Here is a 17,964-nt window from a genome sequence, read left to right on the forward strand (position 1 = left end):
CGCCACCACCGGGGCAAAACCCGCGCCTGGCGCCATTGCAGACACTTCTTTACATATGGTGCGCCCGTTCCAGGCTTTCGTCCAATCCGTAGCAACCCGTGGAGTGTTGCCATGCACCAAAAAAGAAGCCACCCGGGTGGGTGGCTTCCTGGCAGTCGGGGGGTGACCGCTATTCGACGCGGGTCACCGACGCGGGCTTGAAGCCCAGGTCCGCCGCCTTGCCCTTGCGCCCGCGCGCGGCCCGGGCATTGTTGAGCGAGCGGATCTCCAGCGTTTCCTCGCGCTCCTTGCCGCCCCGGCCCATGCCTTCGATGCGGATGCTGCGCGTGTAGGCCGCAGCGCCGGCCAGCGTGTCCTTGGGCTCCAGGTCGATCAGCATCAGGCCGCGCCCGCCATTGGCCATGGTCTTGAGTTCGCTGATCTCGAAAGTCAGGATGCGCCCGCCAGCCGAGGCGCAGGCCACATGCGTGGCCGACACCAGCGGCTGGCCGCCGGTGCTGCCCGCCGCATGCGAGGGTGGGCACACGGTTTCGCCCTCGCCCAGCGTAAGGAAGGCCTTGCCGCCCTTCTGGCGCGAGACCATGTTCTCCACCGAGGCCAGGAAACCATAGCCCCCCGAGTTGGACAGCAGCAGGCTGGCGCTGGCAGGGCCGGCAAAGTAGTGCAGGAGCTGCGTGCCCGATTCGAGCTCGACCAGCGTGGTCACGGGCTGGCCGTCACCGCGAGCCCCCGGCAGCACCGACACCGGCACCGAGTACACCCGGCCATTGCTGCCAAAGGCCAGCAAGATGTCGACCGTGCGGCACTCGAAGGTGCGGTACAGCCCGTCGCCGGCCTTGAAGGCGAAGCTCCCTGCCTCGTGGCCATGGCCGGTGCGCGCGCGCACCCAGCCCTTTTGCGAAACCACCACGGTCACCGGCTCATCCACCACCTTGACCTCGGCCACGGCCTTTTTCTCGGCCTGGATCAGCGTGCGGCGGTCATCGGCAAAGGTCTTGGCATCGGCCTCGATTTCCTTGACCATCAGGCGGCGCAGCGAGCCGGGGTTGTTCAGGATGTCTTCAAGCTTGCCCTGGCTTTCGCGCAGCTCCTTGAGCTCCTGCTCGATCTTGATGGCTTCGAGCCGCGCCAGTTGGCGCAGGCGGATTTCCAGGATGTCTTCGGCCTGCCGGTCCGACAGCGCAAAACGCTCGATCAGCGCGGCCTTGGGGTCCTCTGCCTGGCGGATGATGGCGATCACCTCGTCGATGTTGAGCAGCACGATCTGCCGCCCTTCGAGGATGTGGATGCGGTCCAGCACCTTGCCCAGGCGGTGCTGCGTGCGGCGGGTGATGGTGCTCTGGCGAAAGGAGATCCACTCCTCCAGCATCAGGCGCAGCGACTTCTGCACCGGCCGGCCATCCAGGCCGATCATGGTCAGGTTGATCGGCGACGAAGTCTCCAGGCTGGTGTGGGCCAGGAGCGCAGTGATCAGCTCCTGCTGCGGGGTCTTGCCGGTCTTGGGCTCGAACACCAGGCGCACCGGCGCGTCCTTGCTCGACTCGTCGCGCACCACGTCCAGCACGGCCAGCATGCTGGCCTTGAGCTGCGTCTGCTCCAGGCTCAGCGCCTTTTTGCCGGCCTTGACCTTGGGATTGGTGATCTCCTCGATCTCTTCGAGCACTTTCTGCGAGCTCACGCCCGGCGGCAGCTCGTTGACCACCAGTTGCCACTGGCCGCGCGCCATGTCCTCGATCTTCCAGCGCGCGCGCACCTTCAGGCTGCCGCGGCCCGTGCGGTAGGCGTCGGCGATGTCGGAGGCAGCGCTGATGATCTGCCCGCCACCGGGGTAGTCGGGGCCGGGCACCAGGGCCAGCAGGTCCTCTGCCGAGAGCGAAGGCGTCTTGATCAGCGCCACGCAGGCGTCGGCGATCTCGCGCAGGTTGTGGCTCGGGATCTCGGTGGCCAGGCCCACGGCAATGCCGCTGGCACCGTTGAGCAGCGCGAACGGCAGGCGCGCGGGCAACTGGCGCGGCTCCTCGGTGCTGCCGTCGTAGTTGGGCATGAAATCGACCGTACCCTCGTCGATCTCGTCGAGCAGCAGGCTGGTGATGCGCGACAGGCGCGCCTCGGTGTAGCGCATGGCCGCAGCGCCGTCGCCATCGCGGCTGCCGAAGTTGCCCTGGCCATCGATCAGCGGGTAGCGCTGGGCAAAATCCTGCGCCATGCGCACCAGCGCATCGTAGGCCGACTGGTCGCCATGCGGATGGAAGCGGCCCAGCACGTCGCCCACCACGCGGGCGCTCTTGACCGGCTTGGCCGCCGTGTTGCGCGTCGGGCCGCTGTACCCCAGGCCCATGCGGTCCATGGAGTACAGGATGCGCCGCTGCACGGGTTTGAGGCCATCGCACACGTCCGGCAGGGCACGGCCCTTGACGACCGACAGCGCATATTCGAGGTAGGCCCGCTGGGCGTAGCTGGCCAGGCCCAGGGAATCGCCGCCGTCGTCGGAGGCCGGGAAATCGAGAGTGGGTTGGTCGCTCATTCGTTCTTGCTGGATTCAGGTTCAGTCATTGCGGGCGTCTGTGCCACGCGGGCGGGCGGCAGGTTGCCCCGGTTCAGGGCGCCGCCCGAGAGTTCCATGCGCACGCGCCCGGGCACGGCACGCTGGGCCAGCACGGGTGCCGGCGGCTTGAGCTGGGTGTACAGGCCCATCACGGTGCGCACGTAGTTCTGCGTTTCCTTGTAGGCCGGGATCTGGTTGCCCGCGCGCTGCACCGCCCCTTCGCCCGCGTTGTAAGCGGCCAGCGCCAGGTCCAGGCGGTTGGGAAACAGGTCCAGCAGGTGGCGCAGGTAGCGGGTGCCGGTGGGCACGTTCACCGCCGGGTCGGCGAGTTTCTTCTCGACCGAGCGCTTGGCATCGGCTCTCACGCCAAAGCGGGTCGCCGTGGCCGGCATCACCTGCATGAGGCCCACAGCCCCCTTGGGCGACACGGCATCGGCATCGAAGCCCGATTCGGTCGCGATCAGCGCCTGCAGCAACTCGTAGTCCACGGCGTGCTTGGCCGCAGCGGCACGCAGGTGGTGCTTCACACGCTTGTAGTCCGGCGCAATGTCGAAAAAGGCCAGCAGCCGCGCCCCCGCAGGCGGCAGGGCATAGGGCATGGCCGGCGCATCGCCGGGCGCGTCGCGCGTGGAGTCGAATTCGTTGCCCTTGAAGAACAGCTGGTAGTTGGCATCCACCTGCTCGGGCGCGAAGTGGGTCACGCCGCGCGCATCGACGAAGGCCCAGAGGTCGGCGTGGGCAGCCGTGTGCGCCAGGCACAGCAGCAGGCCCGCGCACGCCAGGCGCAGCCGGTCAGATGTCGATCTCGACCGCATCGCCGTGCAGCTCCATCAGCTCGCGCCGCGAGGCCGCCTCGCCCTTGCCCATGAGCTTGGTGATCAGGCCCTCGGTCGCGGCGAAGTCCGTGCTGCCCAGCTGCACGGGCAGCAGGCGCCGGGTATCGGGGTTGAGGGTGGTCTCCCACAGCTGCGAGGCATTCATCTCACCCAGACCCTTGAAGCGGCTGATCTGGCACTTCTCGCGGGCCACGCCGTCCTTGGCGCACTTGTCGAGAATGGCGGTGAGCTCGCCGTCGTCCAGTGCATACATCTTGGCGGCAGGCTTCTTGCCACGGGCCGGCACGTCCACCCGGAACAGCGGGGGGCGCGCCACATAGATATGGCCGGCGTCGATGAGCTTGGGGAAGTGGCGAAAGAACAGCGTGAGCAGCAGCACCTGGATGTGCGAGCCGTCCACGTCGGCATCCGCCAGGATGCAGATCTTGCCGTAGCGCAGGCCCGTAAGGTCGGGCGTGTCGTTAGGGCCGTGCGGGTCCACGCCGATGGCCACCGAGATGTCGTGGATTTCGTTGTTGGCAAACAGTCGGTCGCGCTCCACCTCCCAGGTGTTGAGCACCTTGCCGCGCAACGGCAGCACGGCCTGGCTTTCCTTGTCGCGGCCCATCTTGGCGCTGCCGCCGGCCGAGTCGCCCTCGACCAGGAAGACCTCGTTGTGGGCCAGGTCGCGGCTTTCGCAGTCGGTGAGCTTGCCGGGCAGCACGGCCACGCCCGAGCCCTTGCGCTTTTCGACCTTCTGGCCGGCCTTCTGGCGCGTCTGCGCAGCCTTGATGGCCAGTTCGGCCAACTTCTTGCCGTAATCGACGTGCTGGTTGAGCCACAGCTCCAGCGCCGGGCGCACGAAGCCCGAGACCAGGCGCACGGCGTCGCGCGAGTTCAGGCGCTCCTTGATCTGGCCCTGGAACTGCGGGTCCAGCACCTTGGCACTGAGCACATAGCTGGCGCGCGCAAACACGTCTTCGGGAAGCAGCTTCACGCCCTTGGGCAGCAGGCTGTGCAGCTCGATGAAGCTCTTGACGGCATTGAACAGGCCGTCGCGCAGGCCGCTTTCGTGCGTGCCGCCGGCGCTGGTGGGGATCAGGTTGACGTAGCTTTCGCGCACGGGCTGGCCGTCTTCGGTGAAGGCCACGCACCAGGATGCGCCCTCGCCTTCGGCAAAGCTTTCGTTGTTGCGGTCGGCAAAGCCTTCGCCCTCGAACAGCGGGATCACCGGTTCGCCGTTGAGCGTCTGCATCAGGTAGTCGCGCAGGCCGCCCTTGTACTGCCAGGTCTGGGTATCGCGCGTCTTCTCGTTGACCAGGGTCACGGACACGCCGGGCATCAGCACCGCCTTGCTGCGCAAGAGGTGCGTGAGCTCGCCCATGGGCAGCGCGCTCGATTCGAAATACTTGGCATCGGGCCAGGCGCGCACGGTGGTGCCCTGCTTGCGCTCTCCGGCTTCCAGCGCGCGGGTCACCAGGGGCTCGACCACGTCGCCGGCCGAAAACACCAGCCGCGCGACCTTGCCTTCGCGGTGGCTGCTCACTTCCAGGCGGGTGGCCAGCGCGTTGGTCACGCTCACGCCCACACCGTGCAGGCCGCCCGAGAAGCTGTAGGCGCCGCCCTTGCCCTTGTCGAACTTGCCGCCCGCATGCAGGCGGGTGAACACCAGTTCGATCACCGGGGCGTTCTCTTCGGGGTGCATGCCGAAGGGGATGCCGCGCCCATCGTCCTCAATGCTGACCGAACCGTCGGTGTGCAGCGTGACCTTGATCTTCTTGCCATGCCCGGCCAGCGCTTCGTCGGCGGCGTTGTCCAGCACCTCCTGGATGATGTGCAGGGGGTTGTCGGTGCGGGTGTACATGCCCGGGCGCTGCTTGACGGGCTCCAGGCCCTTGAGCACACGGATCGACCCTTCGGAATATTCGCTGGCGGAGACGGAAGACGGTTTGGCAGACATGCGGCGGATTGTAGTGCGGCGCAGCAAAGACTGGATAAAAATACAGCCCCACCACCCCCAACTGTACTGTTCGGCAGTGTGCGGGCAGATTGTGGCCAATCTGGCTACATTCTGCGCATGTCTATGCATCCTCCGAAACTGTCCATGTTCCAGGTGCTCGCGTGCGGCGCGGCCATCGTGACCCTGTCCATGGGCATCCGCCACGGCTTTGGCCTGTGGCTGCTGCCCATCACCCAGGACATGGGCTGGACGCGCCAGTCCTTTGCCCTGGCCATCGCCATCCAGAACCTCTCGTGGGGCCTGATCGGCATCTTCGCCGGCATGGCAGCCGACCGCTTCGGCGCCTTCCGCGTGCTGCTGGCCGGCGCTGCCCTGTATGCGGCCGGCCTGGCGGGCATGGCCCTGTCGCCCACGCCCACGCTGTTCGCGCTGACGGCCGGGGTACTGATCGGTGCAGCCCAGGCAGGCACCACCTATGCCGTGATCTATGGCGTGCTGGGCCGCCAGATCGCGCCCGAAAAACGCTCCTGGGCGATGGGGGTGGCGGCAGCGGCCGGCTCCTTCGGCCAGTTCCTCATGGTGCCCATGGAAGGCTGGCTCATCGCCAACTTCGGCTGGCAGCAGGCGCTGCTGGCGCTGTCGCTGGCGGTGCTGCTCATCATGCCCCTGGCCTTCGGCCTGCGCGAACCGGGTTTCAAGGGCGCGGCCCCGCCCCAGCGCGACCAGACCGTCGCCCAGGCACTGTTCGAGGCCTTTCGCTACCCCAGCTTCTCGCTGCTGATGGCGGGCTACTTCGTCTGCGGCTTCCAGGTGGTGTTCATCGGCGTGCACATGCCCAGCTACCTCAAGGACCACGGCCTGTCGCCCCAGGTGGCCAGCTATGCGCTGGCGCTGATCGGCCTGTTCAACGTGTTCGGCACCTACATTGCCGGCACCCTGGGCCAGCGCCTGCAAAAACGTTACATCCTGGCCTTCATCTACTTTGCGCGGGCGATTGCCATTGCGGTGTTCCTGGCGGTGCCGCTGTCGCCGGCCTCGGTGTACATCTTCTCGGCCGTCATGGGCACGCTGTGGCTGTCCACCATTCCGCCCACCAATGCCACCATTGCCCAGATCTTCGGCGTGCAGCACCTGTCCATGCTCGGCGGCTTCGTGTTCTTCAGCCACCAGATCGGCAGCTTCCTGGGCGTCTGGCTGGGCGGCTACCTGTACGACGCCACGGGCAGCTACGACATCGTCTGGTACATCGCCATCGCCCTGGGGGTGTTCGCCGCCCTGGTGAACCTGCCGGTCAAGGAAAGCCCTATCCAGCGCGCAGCCCCCGTGCCGGCATGATGGCGGCCTGAACCTTTGCACCCGATCACCATGCCAGCCGCCCCCGAACACGCCCCCCACCGCACCCCGGCCCTGCCGCTGGCGTGGCGGGTGCTGGCCTGGGCCGTGGCCATCCTGGCGTGCCTGGCCGTGTTTGCCATGTACACCGTGCCCGAGTTCATGGTGATGCTGGCCGACCAGGTGTGGAACTGCTTCTAGGGCGCATGCACGGATCTGACAACCCCTCGGACTGGGTGCGCCGCTGGTCGACCCTGATAGCACCCCGCAGCACCGTCCTCGACGTGGCCTGCGGTGCCGGGCGCCACCTGCGCTGGCTGCACGGCCTGGGCCACACCGTGGTGGGGGTGGACCGCTCCCCCGAGGCCGTGGCTGCAGGAGCCCCGCTCGGAGAGATGGTGTGCGCCGACATCGAAAGCGGCCCCTGGCCCTTTGCCGGACGCCAGTTCGGTGCCGTGGTGGTCACCAATTACCTGTGGCGCCCGCTGTTTCCCACGCTGGTGGCCAGCCTCGCGCCGGGCGGCGTACTGGTCTACGAGACCTTTGCACACGGTAACGAAACGGTGGGCCGCCCGGCGCGGCCCGAATTCCTGCTGCAGCCGGGCGAATTGCTGGCCGCCTGCAGCGGATTGCGCACCGTGGCCTACGAGGACGGCTTCCTCGAAGAACCCGCGCGTTTCGTGCAGCGCATCACGGCCATCAGGGAACTTGCGGACGCCGGGGCACCCTCAAGACATCTGCTGGCCAGTGCGGCTAGTTAGAATGCTCTTTTATCCCGTTCACCACTGCGGACATGACATCTTCCTTAGTGCCACTCACTGGCAGCATCGTCGCCCTCGTCACCCCCTTGCATGAGGACGGTAGCGTCGACTACGCCGCGCTGCGCAAACTGATCGACTGGCACATCGCCGAAGGCACCGATTGCATCGGCGTTGTGGGCACCACGGGCGAATCGCCCACGGTGAACGTTGAAGAGCACTGCGAGATCATCCGCGTGTCGGTGGAGCAGGCCGCCAAGCGCGTGCCCATCATGGCCGGCTGCGGCGCCAACTCCACGGCCGAGGCCATCGAGCTGGCCCGCTTTGCCAAGAAGGTGGGCGCCGACACGCAGCTGCAGGTCGTGCCCTACTACAACAAGCCCACGCAAGAGGGCCAGTACCAGCATTTCAAGGCCATCGCCGAGGCCGTGGGCGACCTGCCCACCATTCTGTACAACGTGCCCGGCCGCTCCGTGGCCGACATGCAGCACGACACCGTGCTGCGCCTGGCCCAGGTGCCCGGCATCATCGGCATCAAGGAGGCCACGGGCAATATCGAGCGCGCACAGTGGCTGATCCGCGAAGCCCCCAAGGGTTTCGGCATCTACTCGGGCGATGACCCGACCGCCGTGGCCCTGATGCTGTGCGGCGGCCACGGCAACGTGAGCGTGACGGCCAACGTGGCCCCGCGCCTGATGCACGAGCTGTGCGTGGCGGCGATTGCCGGCAACGTGCAGCGCGCCATGGAAATCCAGTTCCAGCTGATGCCCGTGCACAAGCAGCTCTTCGTCGAAGCCAACCCCATTCCCGTGAAGTGGGCCGTGGCCCGCATGGGCCTGTGCGGTGGCACACTGCGCCTGCCCATGACACCGCTGAGCCAGGGCAACGAAGCCGTGGTCGAGGCGGCACTGCGCTCCGCCAGCCTGATTTAACCCTGGCTGCGCCTGTACCAAGAACACTCCGAGGATATTCGCGTGAACGCTGTTACTACCCGAGTGGGCCTGCTGGCCCTCGCCCTGGCCCTGTCTGCCTGCTCCGCCCTCGAAGGCGACAAGATCGACTACAAGAGCGCCGCCAAGGGCTCCACGCTGGAGGTGCCCCCGGACCTGACCCAGCTCTCGCGCGACTCCCGCTACAACGTGCCGGGCGGCGCCGTTTCGGCTGCTGCCATGCAGGCCAGCCAGGCCGCCCAACCCTCGGGCACGGCCAATGCGGCCGCCACGCAACTGGGCGACGTGCGCATCCAGCGCGACGGCAACAAGCGCTGGCTGGTGATCGACCGCCCCGCCGACAAGCTGTGGGAGCCCGTGCGCGACTTCTGGCTGGAGAACGGCTTCACGCTGGACCTGGACCAGGCCAACCTGGGCATCATGGAAACCGACTGGGCCGAAAACCGCGCCAAGCTGCCCCAGGACCTGATCCGCTCCACCCTGGGCAAGGTCATCGATTCGCTGTACTCCACGGGTGAGCGCGACCGCTTCCGCACCCGCCTGGAGCGCAATGCCGCTGGCGGCACCGAGGTCTACATCACGCACCGCGGCATGGTCGAGGTCTACAGCAACACCACCAAGGACCAGACCGTCTGGCAGCCCCGCGCGGCCGACCCCGAGCTGGAAACCGAGTTCCTGCGCCGCCTGATGGTCAGGCTGGGTGTGAGCCAGGAGCAATCCAAGGCCGTCGTGGCCGCCGCAGCCGCGCCCGTGGCGCAATCGGCCACCGTGGCCACGGTGAACAACGTGCCCGTGGTGCAGATGAAGGAAGGCTTCGACCGCGCCTGGCGCCGTGTCGGCGTGGCGCTGGACCGCACCGGCTTCACCGTGGAAGACCGCAACCGCAACGATGGCGTGTACTTCGTGCGCTATGTGGCGCCCAATGCGGACAAGAAGGAGTCCGGCTTCTTCGGCAAGCTGTTCACCCGCTCGCCGGACGCCGTGCCGCCGCTCAAGTACCGCATCGTCGTGCGCAGCCAGGGTGAAGCGACCACGGTGTCCGTGCTCAACGAAGGCGGCACGCCCGAAGCCTCGGCCAACGCCGAGCGCATCGTGCGCGTGATCGCAGACGAGCTCAAGTAAGCCACACCGACACCCCTGACTGCATGCGCCTGGACGCCACCCTGCGGGGTGGGGCCCAGGCGCAATTCATTTCCACATGCTGCGTTTGAAGAACCTGGCCAGCGGCAGTGCCGGCAATGCGACCATCGTGGAGGCCAGCGATGGCCTGCACACGCGCCGCCTGCTGGTCGATTGCGGGCTGGGCATACGCCAGCTGCAGACCCGCCTGGCTGCGGCTGGCCTGCAGCTGGGGCAGATCGACGGCGTGTTCATCACCCACGAGCATTCGGACCATATCGGCTGCGCGCACCTGCTGGCCCTGCGCCACCGCATCCCGGTGTGGATGAGCCAGGGCACGCACATGGCCATCGGCGCGCCGGATTTCGACGGGCTGCTGCAGCTGGCCTGCGACATGCAGGCCATCGAACTGGGCCCGCTGTCCATCCAACCCTTCACCGTGCCGCACGATGCACGCGAACCCCTGCAGCTGCGCTGCAGCGATGGCGCCATGCACCTGGCCCTGCTGACCGACCTGGGCCACGCCACACCCCATGTGCTGCAGCAGGTGCAGGGCTGCCACGCCCTGTTCATCGAGGCCAACCACGACCCCGACCTGCTGGCGGCCTCGGCCTACCCGGCCTTCCTCAAGCGCCGCGTGGGCGGCGCCTATGGCCACCTGGCCAACCACGCCAGCGCCGCCATCGTGCAGGCCGTGCGGCACGATGGCCTGCAGTGGGTGGTGGCCGCCCACCTGAGCGCGCGCAACAACACGCCCGACCTGGCCCGGCTGGCGCTTGCGGGCGCGCTGCAATGGGCACCGGAGCTCATCGTGGTGGCCGACCAGGCCCAGGGGACGGGCTGGCTCACCGTGGGAGAGCAGCCCGTGCCCTGCGGCCACCTGTCGCCGCCACCCCCGGCCACCTCGCTGTTCTGAGCAACGCAGGCGAAAAAAAACCCTGCTCTCTTACGAGGGCAGGGCTTCCGAACCAAAGGCCGGCGCCGTGGCGCGGCCAGGGTTCAGGCGTGCTTAGTTCGAAGCAGCGCTGGCAGCAGCGGTAGCGGCCGTGGCAGCTGCGTTGGCAGCGGCAGCGGCGTCCGAAGCGGCAGAAGCTGCTTCGGAAGCGGCAGCTGCAGGTGCTGGATCAGCAGCAGGCGCTGGAACCACCACGGGTGCGGGTGCTGGTGCTGGAGCGGGTTCTTCCTTCTTGCCACAAGCGGCGAGGGCAGCAGCAGCGATCAGGGCGGCCAGAACGAGAGAGTTCTTCATTGCGATTTTTCCTAGTTGGGACAGACAGAATCTTGAAAAGCCACAGCGCCCGGCTCCAGAAAGCCTTTGCGCATTGGCACAGTGCACTTGAGTAGCACCATTTCGGCGCAGCCGCCGATTATATTGGCATTTAGTCAATACTGACTAACACGGATGCAAGGTTTACCGAGCCTTCACATGGTGCAAGGCCTGGAAACACCAAGTCGGGCGTTTGTCCTACAGCCCGAGCGTGGAGGCAGGAAAGCCCGGGGCACTTTTTCCGTGCAGCCATTCATTGAGTGTTTCACGCACCAGCACGCGGCGCTCGGGCTCGCGGCCCGTCACGCCCACGCAGCGCTCCGGGTCCAGCCGGTGCATGACCCATTGCGGCGACCATAGCACACTGGGAATGTCCAGCGGGTCGGCCGAGGCGCTGCGCCGGCAGGTGATGATGTGGTCCCAGGTGCCGCGCCAGCGCACGAAGCGCGCATGGCGGCGGATCACCTCGTCGTACGAGCGCGCCAGCATGGTGAAGCGCCGGCCCGTGCGCGCCCAGGCCTGCAGCGACTCCACCACCGCCCGCTCGCCCAGGGGCCAGTCATGGAAATGGGCATCGCTGACCACGATCTCCTCCCAGCCGTCGCGCGCCGCCGTGGCCAGCGCATCGCGCACCAGTTGGATAAAGGTCTCGCGGCTGGCGAAGCGGCCCGAAGGCAGCTCGCCCGGCGCAGCGGCAGACGGTGGGTTGCTGGGATCGTGCGTCACGGTCAGTCCTCCTCGGTGTCCTCGGTATCGGAATGGGCCCATCCTGCATCGCACCAGGACGAAATCAGCTCCAGCGCGTCGTCGCTGGCACGCGCCAGCTCGCGCTCGGACAGACGCCGGTGGTCGGCCAGGCGCCGCATCAGCGTGGCGTCGCGGCCGGCGGCGCGGTAGCTCTCGCCGTTGATGAACACATGCTGCGCGTCATACATCATGCGGGTGCGGCGATCCAGCACCACACCCTCGATCATGGCGCCGGATTCGTCGGGATCGAACCAGACATTGGGCTTGGGCTCGGTCAGGTACTCGCCTAGGGCGCGCTCCAGCGCCAATGGTTCGGCCAGGGCCCGGGCCAGCGCCTCGCGCGCGAAGTCCTGCAGGCTGGCGGGAATGGCTGCGGGCTGCTCCACCGCCTCCTGGCGCGGGTCGCGGTAGAGCACGCGGGCATCGCCCTCCTCGGCCTCTTCGGTCAGGCGCACCAGCAGCTCGTTGGCGAGCTCGGCCCGTGCCGGCGCGCGAAAGCCGATGGAATAGGTCATGCACTCGCCCTCGGCTATGCCGTCGTGGGCATAGCGCGGCGGCAGGTAGAGCATGTCGCCGGGCTCGAGCACGAACTCATCCTCGGGCTCGAACTGCGCCAACACCTTGAGCGGTATGCCCTCCTTGAGCGCCAGGTCCTTCTGGCGACCGATGCGCCAGCGCCGCCGGCCATGGGCCTGCAGCAGGAACACGTCATAGCTGTCGAAGTGCGGGCCCACGCCGCCGCCATCGCTGGCGTAGCTGATCATGAGGTCGTCCAGCCGCGCCTCGGGCACGAAGCGGAACTGCTGCATTAGCGCATGCACGCCCTGGTCGTGCAAGTCCACGCCCTGCACCAGCAGCGTCCAGTCGGGCTGCTTGAGCGAGGGCAGCGCGCGGCGTGTGAACGGCCCCTGGCGAAGCTTCCAGACGCCCTTGACCTGCTGCACCAGGCGCGACTCCACCCCCTCCTGGCCTGCCAGGTCGAACAGTGCACGAGGCTGCACCGGTGCCGCGAAGCCCGGGATCGCCTGGCGCACCAGGAGCGGCTTTTTCTGCCAATGGCGGCGCATGAACTGGGCAGGGGTGAGTCCGCCCAGAAGGGTCAGGGGTTGGTGGGCGTCCATGGGTACTGTGTGGCCCTTTGCAGGGCGGTTGGTCAAACTGCGACAATTCTCCTATGGAAATTACCGAACAATGTGTGGTCGCCCTGACCTGGATCCTGAAGGACACCCTTGGCGATGAACTCGACGTGCTCGACGAGCCGGTGGAGTTCCTGGTGGGGGGCGATGATCTGCTGCCCCGTATCGAAGAGGCCCTGCAGGGCCACAGCGCAGGCGCCTCGGTGGCGCTGCACCTGGAGCCCGAGGACGCTTTTGGCGACTTCAACGACCAATTGCTGTTCCTGGAGCCGCGCTCGCTGTTCCCGCAGGAAATCGAGGAAGGCATGACCTTCGATGGCACCGCCCTGCCCGAGGGCTGCAATCCCGACGCACCGCGCGACGTGCTGTACACGGTGGCCGAGATCTACCCCGAGCATGTGGTGCTGGATGGCAACCACCCGCTGGCGGGCATCGCGCTGCGCCTGCAGCTCACGGTGCAGTCGGTGCGCGAAGCCACCGAAGACGAAATCGGCCAGGGTAGTGCGGGAACCGGGTTCTTCCGCGTTCAGCCCCAGGCACCCGGGAACGACCTGCTGCACTGAACGACCACGGGCCCTCAAGAGGGCCCGTTCGTTGCTCGCAGCGCGAGCGGTCGCCGGATGGATCAGATGCGCGAGATCTGGCCGTCGAACAGGCGCACGCGATCGCCTACGCGCAGGTCGCCGGGCGATGGCACGTCATAGGCGCGGTAGCCACCATGATCCAGCTGGATGGAGACCCGGTACGCCTGGGTGTACCCGCTGTTGTTGCGCCCTTCGACTGCATTGCCGGCCACCGCACCGCCGAGCACGCCCACGGCCGTGGCTGCGGCGCGGCCCGAACCGCCACCGATCGAGTTGCCGATCACACCGCCGACCACAGCGCCGATGATGGCACCGGCGCCCGAGGTGCGCCCCTGGCCCTGGGACTGCATCACCTCAATATTCGCCACGCGGCCAAACTCGGTGGGAACCGGGTTGGCAGACGAGTAGACCGGCGCCTGGGTCTGGTAGCCGCCGCCGGCGTAGTATTCCTGCGAACGCGGGGGAGCACCGCAAGCGGCCAGGCTCCCGATCAGGATGAGGGAGCCAGTCAGCGTGGCGATACGGGTCGTCTTGTTCATTGCAATCTCCTGAAGATGGATCTCGGCGGGCGACCAACTGCACCAGCGCAGCGGTCCTTGCCCGACCATGCTGAGATTGAATCACCGGCCAAGGGTTCCCGGCGCCATCCGGCAGCGGGAGGCCGCGTCAGCCATCACCTACAGGATAGGAAGCCGGCCAGGCCGCCCGCAAGCGTTTGTTCAGAAGATGACAAATGGCAGGCGTGGGGTCAGGCCTTGCCGGTCGAGCCGTAACCACCTTCGCCGCGCTCCGTCGCGGTGAACTCGGTGACCACGTTGAACTGCGCCTGCACCACGGGCACGATGACCAGTTGCGCCAGGCGCTCCATGGGCTCGAGCGTGAAGGCCGTGCTGCTGCGGTTCCAGGCGCTCACCATGAGCTGGCCCTGGTAGTCGCTGTCGATCAGGCCCACCAGGTTGCCCAGCACGATGCCATGCTTGTGACCCAGGCCCGAGCGCGGCAGGATCAGCGCGGCATACCCAGGGTCCTTGAGGTAGACGGATATGCCCGTGGGCACCAGTTGCCAGGCATTGGGTTCGAGGGTGAGCGGCGCATCCAGGCAGGCCCGCAGGTCGAGCCCCGCGCTGCCGGGTGTGGCGTAGGTGGGCAACTGGTCCGCCATGCGCGGATCGAGAATCTTGACGTCAATCTTCACTTCTTGTTTCCTGTCTTGCGCTGCTGGGCCCCTTGCCGCTGGCGCTCCTTCACGGCCGCTGGCGGCACCACTGCGGTGCCTGCCGATGCGGCAGCATTGATCACGATGCCCATGAACCACCACAGGCCGGCCATCACCGCCAACCCAAACCACGAGCCCTGGCCCACCATCACGAGCGTGAGCGCATGCACCGCCGCGACCACGGCCAGCAGCGTGCGGGCGATGCGCACCATGCCGAGGAAGGGCGACACTACTTTCAGCAGATCGGGCGGCAAGGCCACGGCCAGCGCTGCGGGGCTGGCGCCGCCCTGGCGTGCCGCCGCCTGCGCGGAGCCGGGGGCCACGCCGCCGGGCAACGGGTGCTGCTGCGTGACCTGCGCGGAATGGGCCGCCTGCGCCCGCCCCGACTGCAGCGCCTGGGAGGCGCTCAGCCGCTCCACATAGCTGGCGAAGTCGCCATTGGGCGGGGTGTCCCATTCGGGCTTGATCGAGTGCATCGTCATAGGGCCTCCCCGCAGGGCTCAAGAAATGGGCGAAAAAGCATCAGCCGCGCCGCGCGGGCAGCCGTGCAGCCACCTCGCCCACCAGGCGCTGCGCCAGGGAGCGCTTGGACGCCAGGGGCAGTTCGCGGTGGCCATGCTCATCCACCAGCAGCAGGGCATTGTCGTCCTGGCCGAAGGTGGCAGGGCCGATGTTGCCCACCAGCAGCGGAATTTTCTTGCGCAGGCGCTTGGCCGTGGCATGGGCCAGCAGGTCGTGGCTCTCTGCTGCAAAACCCACGCAGTAGAGTTCGCCGGACAGCGCCTCTGGCAACCGGGCCACGGTGGCCAGGATGTCGGGGTTCTCGACGAAGGCCAGCGTCGGGGCCTGGCCCGAGCCGTCCTTCTTGATCTTTTCATCGGCCTGCGTGGCCGGGCGCCAGTCGGCCACGGCCGCCGTGGCGATGAACACCGAGGACGTGGGCGCCAGCGCCATCACCGCAGCCAGCATCTGCTGGGCCGACTGCACGTTGACCCGCTGCACGCCACGCGGCGTGGGCAGGTGCACGGGCCCAGCCACCAGGGTCACCTCTGCACCCGCTTCGCGCGCGGCGCGGGCGATGGCAAAGCCCATCTTGCCGCTCGACAGGTTGGTGATGCCGCGCACCGGGTCGATGGCCTCGAAGGTCGGGCCCGCCGTGATCAGCACCTTGCGCCCGGCCAGGGGCTTGGGCGTGAAAAAGGCGATCAATTCGTCGAGCAGCTCCAGCGGCTCCAGCATGCGGCCGTCGCCGGTTTCGCCACAGGCCTGGTCGCCATTGCCCACGCCGAGCACCCGGGCGCCGTCTTTCGCGACTTGGGCCAGATTGCGCTGGGTCGCGGGGTGGGCCCACATCTCGCGGTTCATGGCGGGCGCCAGCAGCAGGGGCACACGGTCCATGGGGCGCGCCAGGCACAGCAGGCTGAGCAGCTCGTCGGAGCGGCCCTCGACGAGCCGGGCGATGAAATCGGCGCTGCAGGGCGCGATCAGGATGGCGTCGGCCTCGCGGCTCAGGTTGATGTGGGGCATGTTGTTGGGCTCGCGCGCGTCCCACTGCGAGCCGTACACGGGGCGCCCCGACAGGGCCTGCATGGTCACCGGCGTGATGAACTGCCCGGCCGCCTCGGTCATCACCACCTGCACGGTGGCGCCCTCCTTGATCAGTTGGCGGCATAGATCGGCCGACTTGTAGCAAGCCACGCCTCCGCTCAGTCCCAGAACAATGTGTTTGCCAGCAAGCTCATTCATGGGCGCGAATTTAGCAGACGGCCAGCCTGCCGGTGCATGGTTGCGAAAGACCTTGGCAGGCCCGGTGCCGGGCGGCCATCTATAATCCCAATTTCCCACCACCAAAAAAGACATGACCAAATTTGTCTTCGTCACCGGCGGTGTGGTGTCTTCCCTGGGCAAGGGAATCGCCTCAGCCTCCCTTGCCGCGATCCTCGAATCGCGGGGCCTCAAAGTCACCCTCATCAAGCTCGACCCGTACATCAACGTGGATCCGGGCACCATGTCACCGTTCCAGCATGGCGAAGTGTTCGTCACGGACGATGGCGCCGAAACCGATCTCGACCTGGGTCACTATGAGCGTTTCATCGAAACGCGCATGAAAAAGACCAACAACTTCACGACCGGCCGCATCTACCAGAGCGTGCTGGAAAAGGAGCGCAGGGGCGACTACCTGGGCAAGACCGTGCAGGTGATTCCGCACGTCACCAATGAAATCCAGGAGTACATCAAGCGCGGCGCCGGCGTCGGCACCGATGACGCCGTGGACGTGGCCATCGTGGAAGTCGGCGGCACCGTGGGCGACATCGAGTCCCTGCCCTTCCTGGAAGCCGTGCGCCAGCTGAGCCTGAAGCTCGGCCCCAACAACGCCGCCTTCGTGCACCTGACCTATGTGCCGTGGATCGCCGCGGCCGGCGAGCTCAAGACCAAGCCGACCCAGCACACCGTGCAGGAGCTGCGCAAGATCGGTATCCAGCCCGACGCGCTGCTGTGCCGCGCCGACCGCCGCATGCCCGAGGACGAGCGTGCCAAGATCTCGCTGTTCACCAACGTGCCCGAGTGGGGCGTGATCAGCATGTGGGACGTGGACACCATCTACAAGGTGCCGCGCATGCTGCACGAGCAGGGACTTGATGGCCTGATCTGCGACAAGCTGCGCCTGAACACGCCGCCCACGAGCTTGAAGCGCTGGGACCAACTGGTGTACGAAACCGAGCACCCACAGGGCGAGGTCACCATCGCCATGGTCGGCAAGTACGTGGACCTGTCGGACAGCTACAAGTCGGTGAACGAGGCGCTGCGCCACGCCGGCATGAAGAACCACGTGCGCGTGAAGATCGAGCACGTGGACTCCGAGACCATCAACGCCGCCGACGCGGCCGAGAAGCTCGCCAAGTACGACGCCATCCTGGTGCCCGGCGGCTTTGGCGCACGCGGGGTGGAAGGCAAGATCAGCACCGCCCGCTTTGCCCGCGAGCAGCAGGTGCCCTACCTGGGCATTTGCCTCGGCATGCAGGTGGCCACCATCGAGTATGCGCGCCATGTGGCCGGCCTCAAGGACGCCAACAGCACCGAATTCGAGCCTGCCACGCCGCACCCCGTGATCGCCCTGATCACCGAGTGGAAGGACGCCGACGGCACCATCAAGCAGCGCGACGAGAACTCCGACCTGGGCGGCACCATGCGCCTGGGCGCGCAGAGCTCGGACGTTTCGGCCGGCACGCTGGCGCACGAGATCTACGGCAACATCGTGACCGAGCGCCACCGCCACCGCTACGAAGCCAACGTGAACTACCTGGACCAGTTGCGCAAGGCGGGCCTGGTGATCTCGGCACTGACGCAGCGCGAGCAGCTCACCGAGATCGTCGAGCTGCCCAAGAGCGTGCACCCCTGGTTCATCGGCGTGCAGTTCCACCCCGAGTTCAAGTCCACCCCCTGGAACGGCCACCCGCTGTTCAATGCCTTCATCAAGGCGGCGGTGGAGCACCAAAAGAGCCTGCAGCAGCCCGCCGTGGCGGCCTGATCGGCA

At 67.2% G+C, this 17,964-nt stretch carries 18 protein-coding genes; 8 read left to right on the forward strand and 10 right to left on the reverse strand.

The window, feature by feature from the left end; genetic code table 11:
- Nucleotides 1-169: 169 nt before the first annotated feature.
- The 3 genes from parC to ASE28_RS19810 are packed head-to-tail and all read right to left on the reverse strand — an operon-like array spanning nt 170 to nt 5,320.
- Complete coding sequence (gene parC, locus ASE28_RS19800) at nt 170-2,524, reverse strand: DNA topoisomerase IV subunit A (RefSeq protein ID WP_057268157.1); 2,355 nt, start codon at nt 2,522-2,524, stop codon at nt 170-172.
- Complete coding sequence (locus tag ASE28_RS19805; RefSeq protein ID WP_057268158.1) at nt 2,521-3,360, reverse strand: lytic transglycosylase domain-containing protein; 840 nt, start codon at nt 3,358-3,360, stop codon at nt 2,521-2,523. Before ASE28_RS19805 ends, parC begins: the two co-directional genes overlap by 4 nt.
- Nucleotides 3,338-5,320: a DNA topoisomerase IV subunit B gene (locus tag ASE28_RS19810; protein WP_057202279.1), complete on the reverse strand. Its 1,983-nt coding sequence runs from the start codon at nt 5,318-5,320 to the stop codon at nt 3,338-3,340. Before ASE28_RS19810 ends, ASE28_RS19805 begins: the two co-directional genes overlap by 23 nt.
- A 117-nt stretch (nt 5,321-5,437) precedes the next feature.
- On the opposite strand from ASE28_RS19810, the gene ASE28_RS19815 reads away from it, so the two are divergent.
- From ASE28_RS19815 to ASE28_RS19835, 6 genes are all read left to right on the forward strand, one after another.
- Nucleotides 5,438-6,655 carry an MFS transporter gene (locus ASE28_RS19815; protein WP_057268159.1) on the forward strand — a complete coding sequence of 406 codons (1,218 nt, stop codon included), beginning with the start codon at nt 5,438-5,440 and terminating at the stop codon, nt 6,653-6,655.
- A 30-nt stretch (nt 6,656-6,685) separates the two neighbouring features.
- Nucleotides 6,686-6,853 (forward strand): hypothetical protein, encoded by a 168-nt coding sequence (locus ASE28_RS32200; protein WP_157412468.1) that lies wholly within the window; start codon nt 6,686-6,688, stop codon nt 6,851-6,853.
- Nucleotides 6,854-6,858: 5 nt separating this feature from the next.
- Nucleotides 6,859-7,413 carry a bifunctional 2-polyprenyl-6-hydroxyphenol methylase/3-demethylubiquinol 3-O-methyltransferase UbiG gene (locus ASE28_RS19820; protein WP_057268160.1) on the forward strand — a complete coding sequence of 185 codons (555 nt, stop codon included), beginning with the start codon at nt 6,859-6,861 and terminating at the stop codon, nt 7,411-7,413.
- A gap of 32 nt (nt 7,414-7,445) precedes the next feature.
- On the forward strand, nt 7,446-8,342 hold the full coding sequence (gene dapA / locus ASE28_RS19825) for a 4-hydroxy-tetrahydrodipicolinate synthase (RefSeq protein ID WP_057268161.1): 897 nt from the start codon (nt 7,446-7,448) through the stop codon (nt 8,340-8,342).
- Between the two features lie 42 nt (nt 8,343-8,384).
- On the forward strand, nt 8,385-9,482 hold the full coding sequence (gene bamC, locus ASE28_RS19830) for an outer membrane protein assembly factor BamC (protein ID WP_057268162.1): 1,098 nt from the start codon (nt 8,385-8,387) through the stop codon (nt 9,480-9,482).
- Nucleotides 9,483-9,558: 76 nt separating this feature from the next.
- Entirely contained in the window at nt 9,559-10,395 is an 837-nt protein-coding gene (locus ASE28_RS19835; RefSeq protein ID WP_057268163.1) for an MBL fold metallo-hydrolase, read from the forward strand.
- Nucleotides 10,396-10,488: 93 nt separating this feature from the next.
- Here the strand turns inward: ASE28_RS19835 and ASE28_RS31585 are convergent, their stop codons facing one another.
- The 3 genes from ASE28_RS31585 to ASE28_RS19845 form a co-directional block, all read right to left on the reverse strand.
- Nucleotides 10,489-10,728, reverse strand: a complete 240-nt coding sequence (locus ASE28_RS31585; protein WP_082604143.1) for a hypothetical protein — start codon at nt 10,726-10,728, stop codon at nt 10,489-10,491.
- A gap of 216 nt (nt 10,729-10,944) precedes the next feature.
- Nucleotides 10,945-11,472: a hypothetical protein gene (locus ASE28_RS19840; protein ID WP_057268164.1), complete on the reverse strand. Its 528-nt coding sequence runs from the start codon at nt 11,470-11,472 to the stop codon at nt 10,945-10,947.
- 2 nt (nt 11,473-11,474) lie between these two features.
- Nucleotides 11,475-12,614: a cupin domain-containing protein gene (locus ASE28_RS19845; RefSeq protein WP_057268165.1), complete on the reverse strand. Its 1,140-nt coding sequence runs from the start codon at nt 12,612-12,614 to the stop codon at nt 11,475-11,477.
- A gap of 53 nt (nt 12,615-12,667) precedes the next feature.
- On the opposite strand from ASE28_RS19845, the gene ASE28_RS19850 reads away from it, so the two are divergent.
- Complete coding sequence (locus ASE28_RS19850; protein ID WP_057268166.1) at nt 12,668-13,192, forward strand: peptidylprolyl isomerase; 525 nt, start codon at nt 12,668-12,670, stop codon at nt 13,190-13,192.
- Nucleotides 13,193-13,254: 62 nt separating this feature from the next.
- Here the strand turns inward: ASE28_RS19850 and ASE28_RS19855 are convergent, their stop codons facing one another.
- From ASE28_RS19855 to coaBC, 4 genes are all read right to left on the reverse strand, one after another.
- The gene (locus ASE28_RS19855) at nt 13,255-13,752 is read right to left on the reverse strand and encodes a glycine zipper 2TM domain-containing protein (protein ID WP_057268167.1); all 498 of its coding nucleotides are present in this window, start codon (nt 13,750-13,752) and stop codon (nt 13,255-13,257) included.
- A gap of 209 nt (nt 13,753-13,961) precedes the next feature.
- On the reverse strand, nt 13,962-14,408 hold the full coding sequence (gene dut, locus ASE28_RS19860; protein WP_057268168.1) for a dUTP diphosphatase: 447 nt from the start codon (nt 14,406-14,408) through the stop codon (nt 13,962-13,964).
- The gene (locus ASE28_RS19865) at nt 14,405-14,911 is read right to left on the reverse strand and encodes a hypothetical protein (RefSeq protein WP_057268169.1); all 507 of its coding nucleotides are present in this window, start codon (nt 14,909-14,911) and stop codon (nt 14,405-14,407) included. The genes dut and ASE28_RS19865 overlap by 4 nt, the downstream gene beginning before the upstream one ends.
- Before the next feature lie 40 nt (nt 14,912-14,951).
- On the reverse strand, nt 14,952-16,175 hold the full coding sequence (gene coaBC / locus ASE28_RS19870; protein WP_057268170.1) for a bifunctional phosphopantothenoylcysteine decarboxylase/phosphopantothenate--cysteine ligase CoaBC: 1,224 nt from the start codon (nt 16,173-16,175) through the stop codon (nt 14,952-14,954).
- A gap of 112 nt (nt 16,176-16,287) precedes the next feature.
- On the opposite strand from coaBC, the gene ASE28_RS19875 reads away from it, so the two are divergent.
- On the forward strand, nt 16,288-17,958 hold the full coding sequence (locus tag ASE28_RS19875) for a CTP synthase (protein WP_057202251.1): 1,671 nt from the start codon (nt 16,288-16,290) through the stop codon (nt 17,956-17,958).
- The last annotated feature ends 6 nt before the right edge of the window (nt 17,959-17,964 follow it).

The sequence above is a fragment of the Acidovorax sp. Root219 genome, from assembly GCF_001428665.1.
GTDB lineage: Bacteria > Pseudomonadota > Gammaproteobacteria > Burkholderiales > Burkholderiaceae_C > Acidovorax.

What these genes read in the sequence shown, in the direction of transcription:
- ASE28_RS19845 (WP_057268165.1), bottom strand. Translation starts at nt 12,614, where the DNA reads ATGGACGCCCACCAACCCCTGACCCTTCTGGGCGGACTCACCCCTGCC.
- ASE28_RS19810 (WP_057202279.1), bottom strand. Translation starts at nt 5,320, where the DNA reads ATGTCTGCCAAACCGTCTTCCGTCTCCGCCAGCGAATATTCCGAAGGG.
- ASE28_RS19865 (WP_057268169.1), bottom strand. Translation starts at nt 14,911, where the DNA reads ATGACGATGCACTCGATCAAGCCCGAATGGGACACCCCGCCCAATGGC.
- ASE28_RS32200 (WP_157412468.1), top strand. Translation starts at nt 6,686, where the DNA reads ATGCCAGCCGCCCCCGAACACGCCCCCCACCGCACCCCGGCCCTGCCG.
- ASE28_RS31585 (WP_082604143.1), bottom strand. Translation starts at nt 10,728, where the DNA reads ATGAAGAACTCTCTCGTTCTGGCCGCCCTGATCGCTGCTGCTGCCCTC.
- ASE28_RS19855 (WP_057268167.1), bottom strand. Translation starts at nt 13,752, where the DNA reads ATGAACAAGACGACCCGTATCGCCACGCTGACTGGCTCCCTCATCCTG.
- ASE28_RS19850 (WP_057268166.1), top strand. Translation starts at nt 12,668, where the DNA reads ATGGAAATTACCGAACAATGTGTGGTCGCCCTGACCTGGATCCTGAAG.
- ASE28_RS19815 (WP_057268159.1), top strand. Translation starts at nt 5,438, where the DNA reads ATGTCTATGCATCCTCCGAAACTGTCCATGTTCCAGGTGCTCGCGTGC.
- ASE28_RS19875 (WP_057202251.1), top strand. Translation starts at nt 16,288, where the DNA reads ATGACCAAATTTGTCTTCGTCACCGGCGGTGTGGTGTCTTCCCTGGGC.
- coaBC (WP_057268170.1), bottom strand. Translation starts at nt 16,175, where the DNA reads ATGAATGAGCTTGCTGGCAAACACATTGTTCTGGGACTGAGCGGAGGC.
- dapA (WP_057268161.1), top strand. Translation starts at nt 7,446, where the DNA reads ATGACATCTTCCTTAGTGCCACTCACTGGCAGCATCGTCGCCCTCGTC.
- ASE28_RS19805 (WP_057268158.1), bottom strand. Translation starts at nt 3,360, where the DNA reads ATGCGGTCGAGATCGACATCTGACCGGCTGCGCCTGGCGTGCGCGGGC.
- ASE28_RS19835 (WP_057268163.1), top strand. Translation starts at nt 9,559, where the DNA reads ATGCTGCGTTTGAAGAACCTGGCCAGCGGCAGTGCCGGCAATGCGACC.
- ASE28_RS19820 (WP_057268160.1), top strand. Translation starts at nt 6,859, where the DNA reads ATGCACGGATCTGACAACCCCTCGGACTGGGTGCGCCGCTGGTCGACC.
- parC (WP_057268157.1), bottom strand. Translation starts at nt 2,524, where the DNA reads ATGAGCGACCAACCCACTCTCGATTTCCCGGCCTCCGACGACGGCGGC.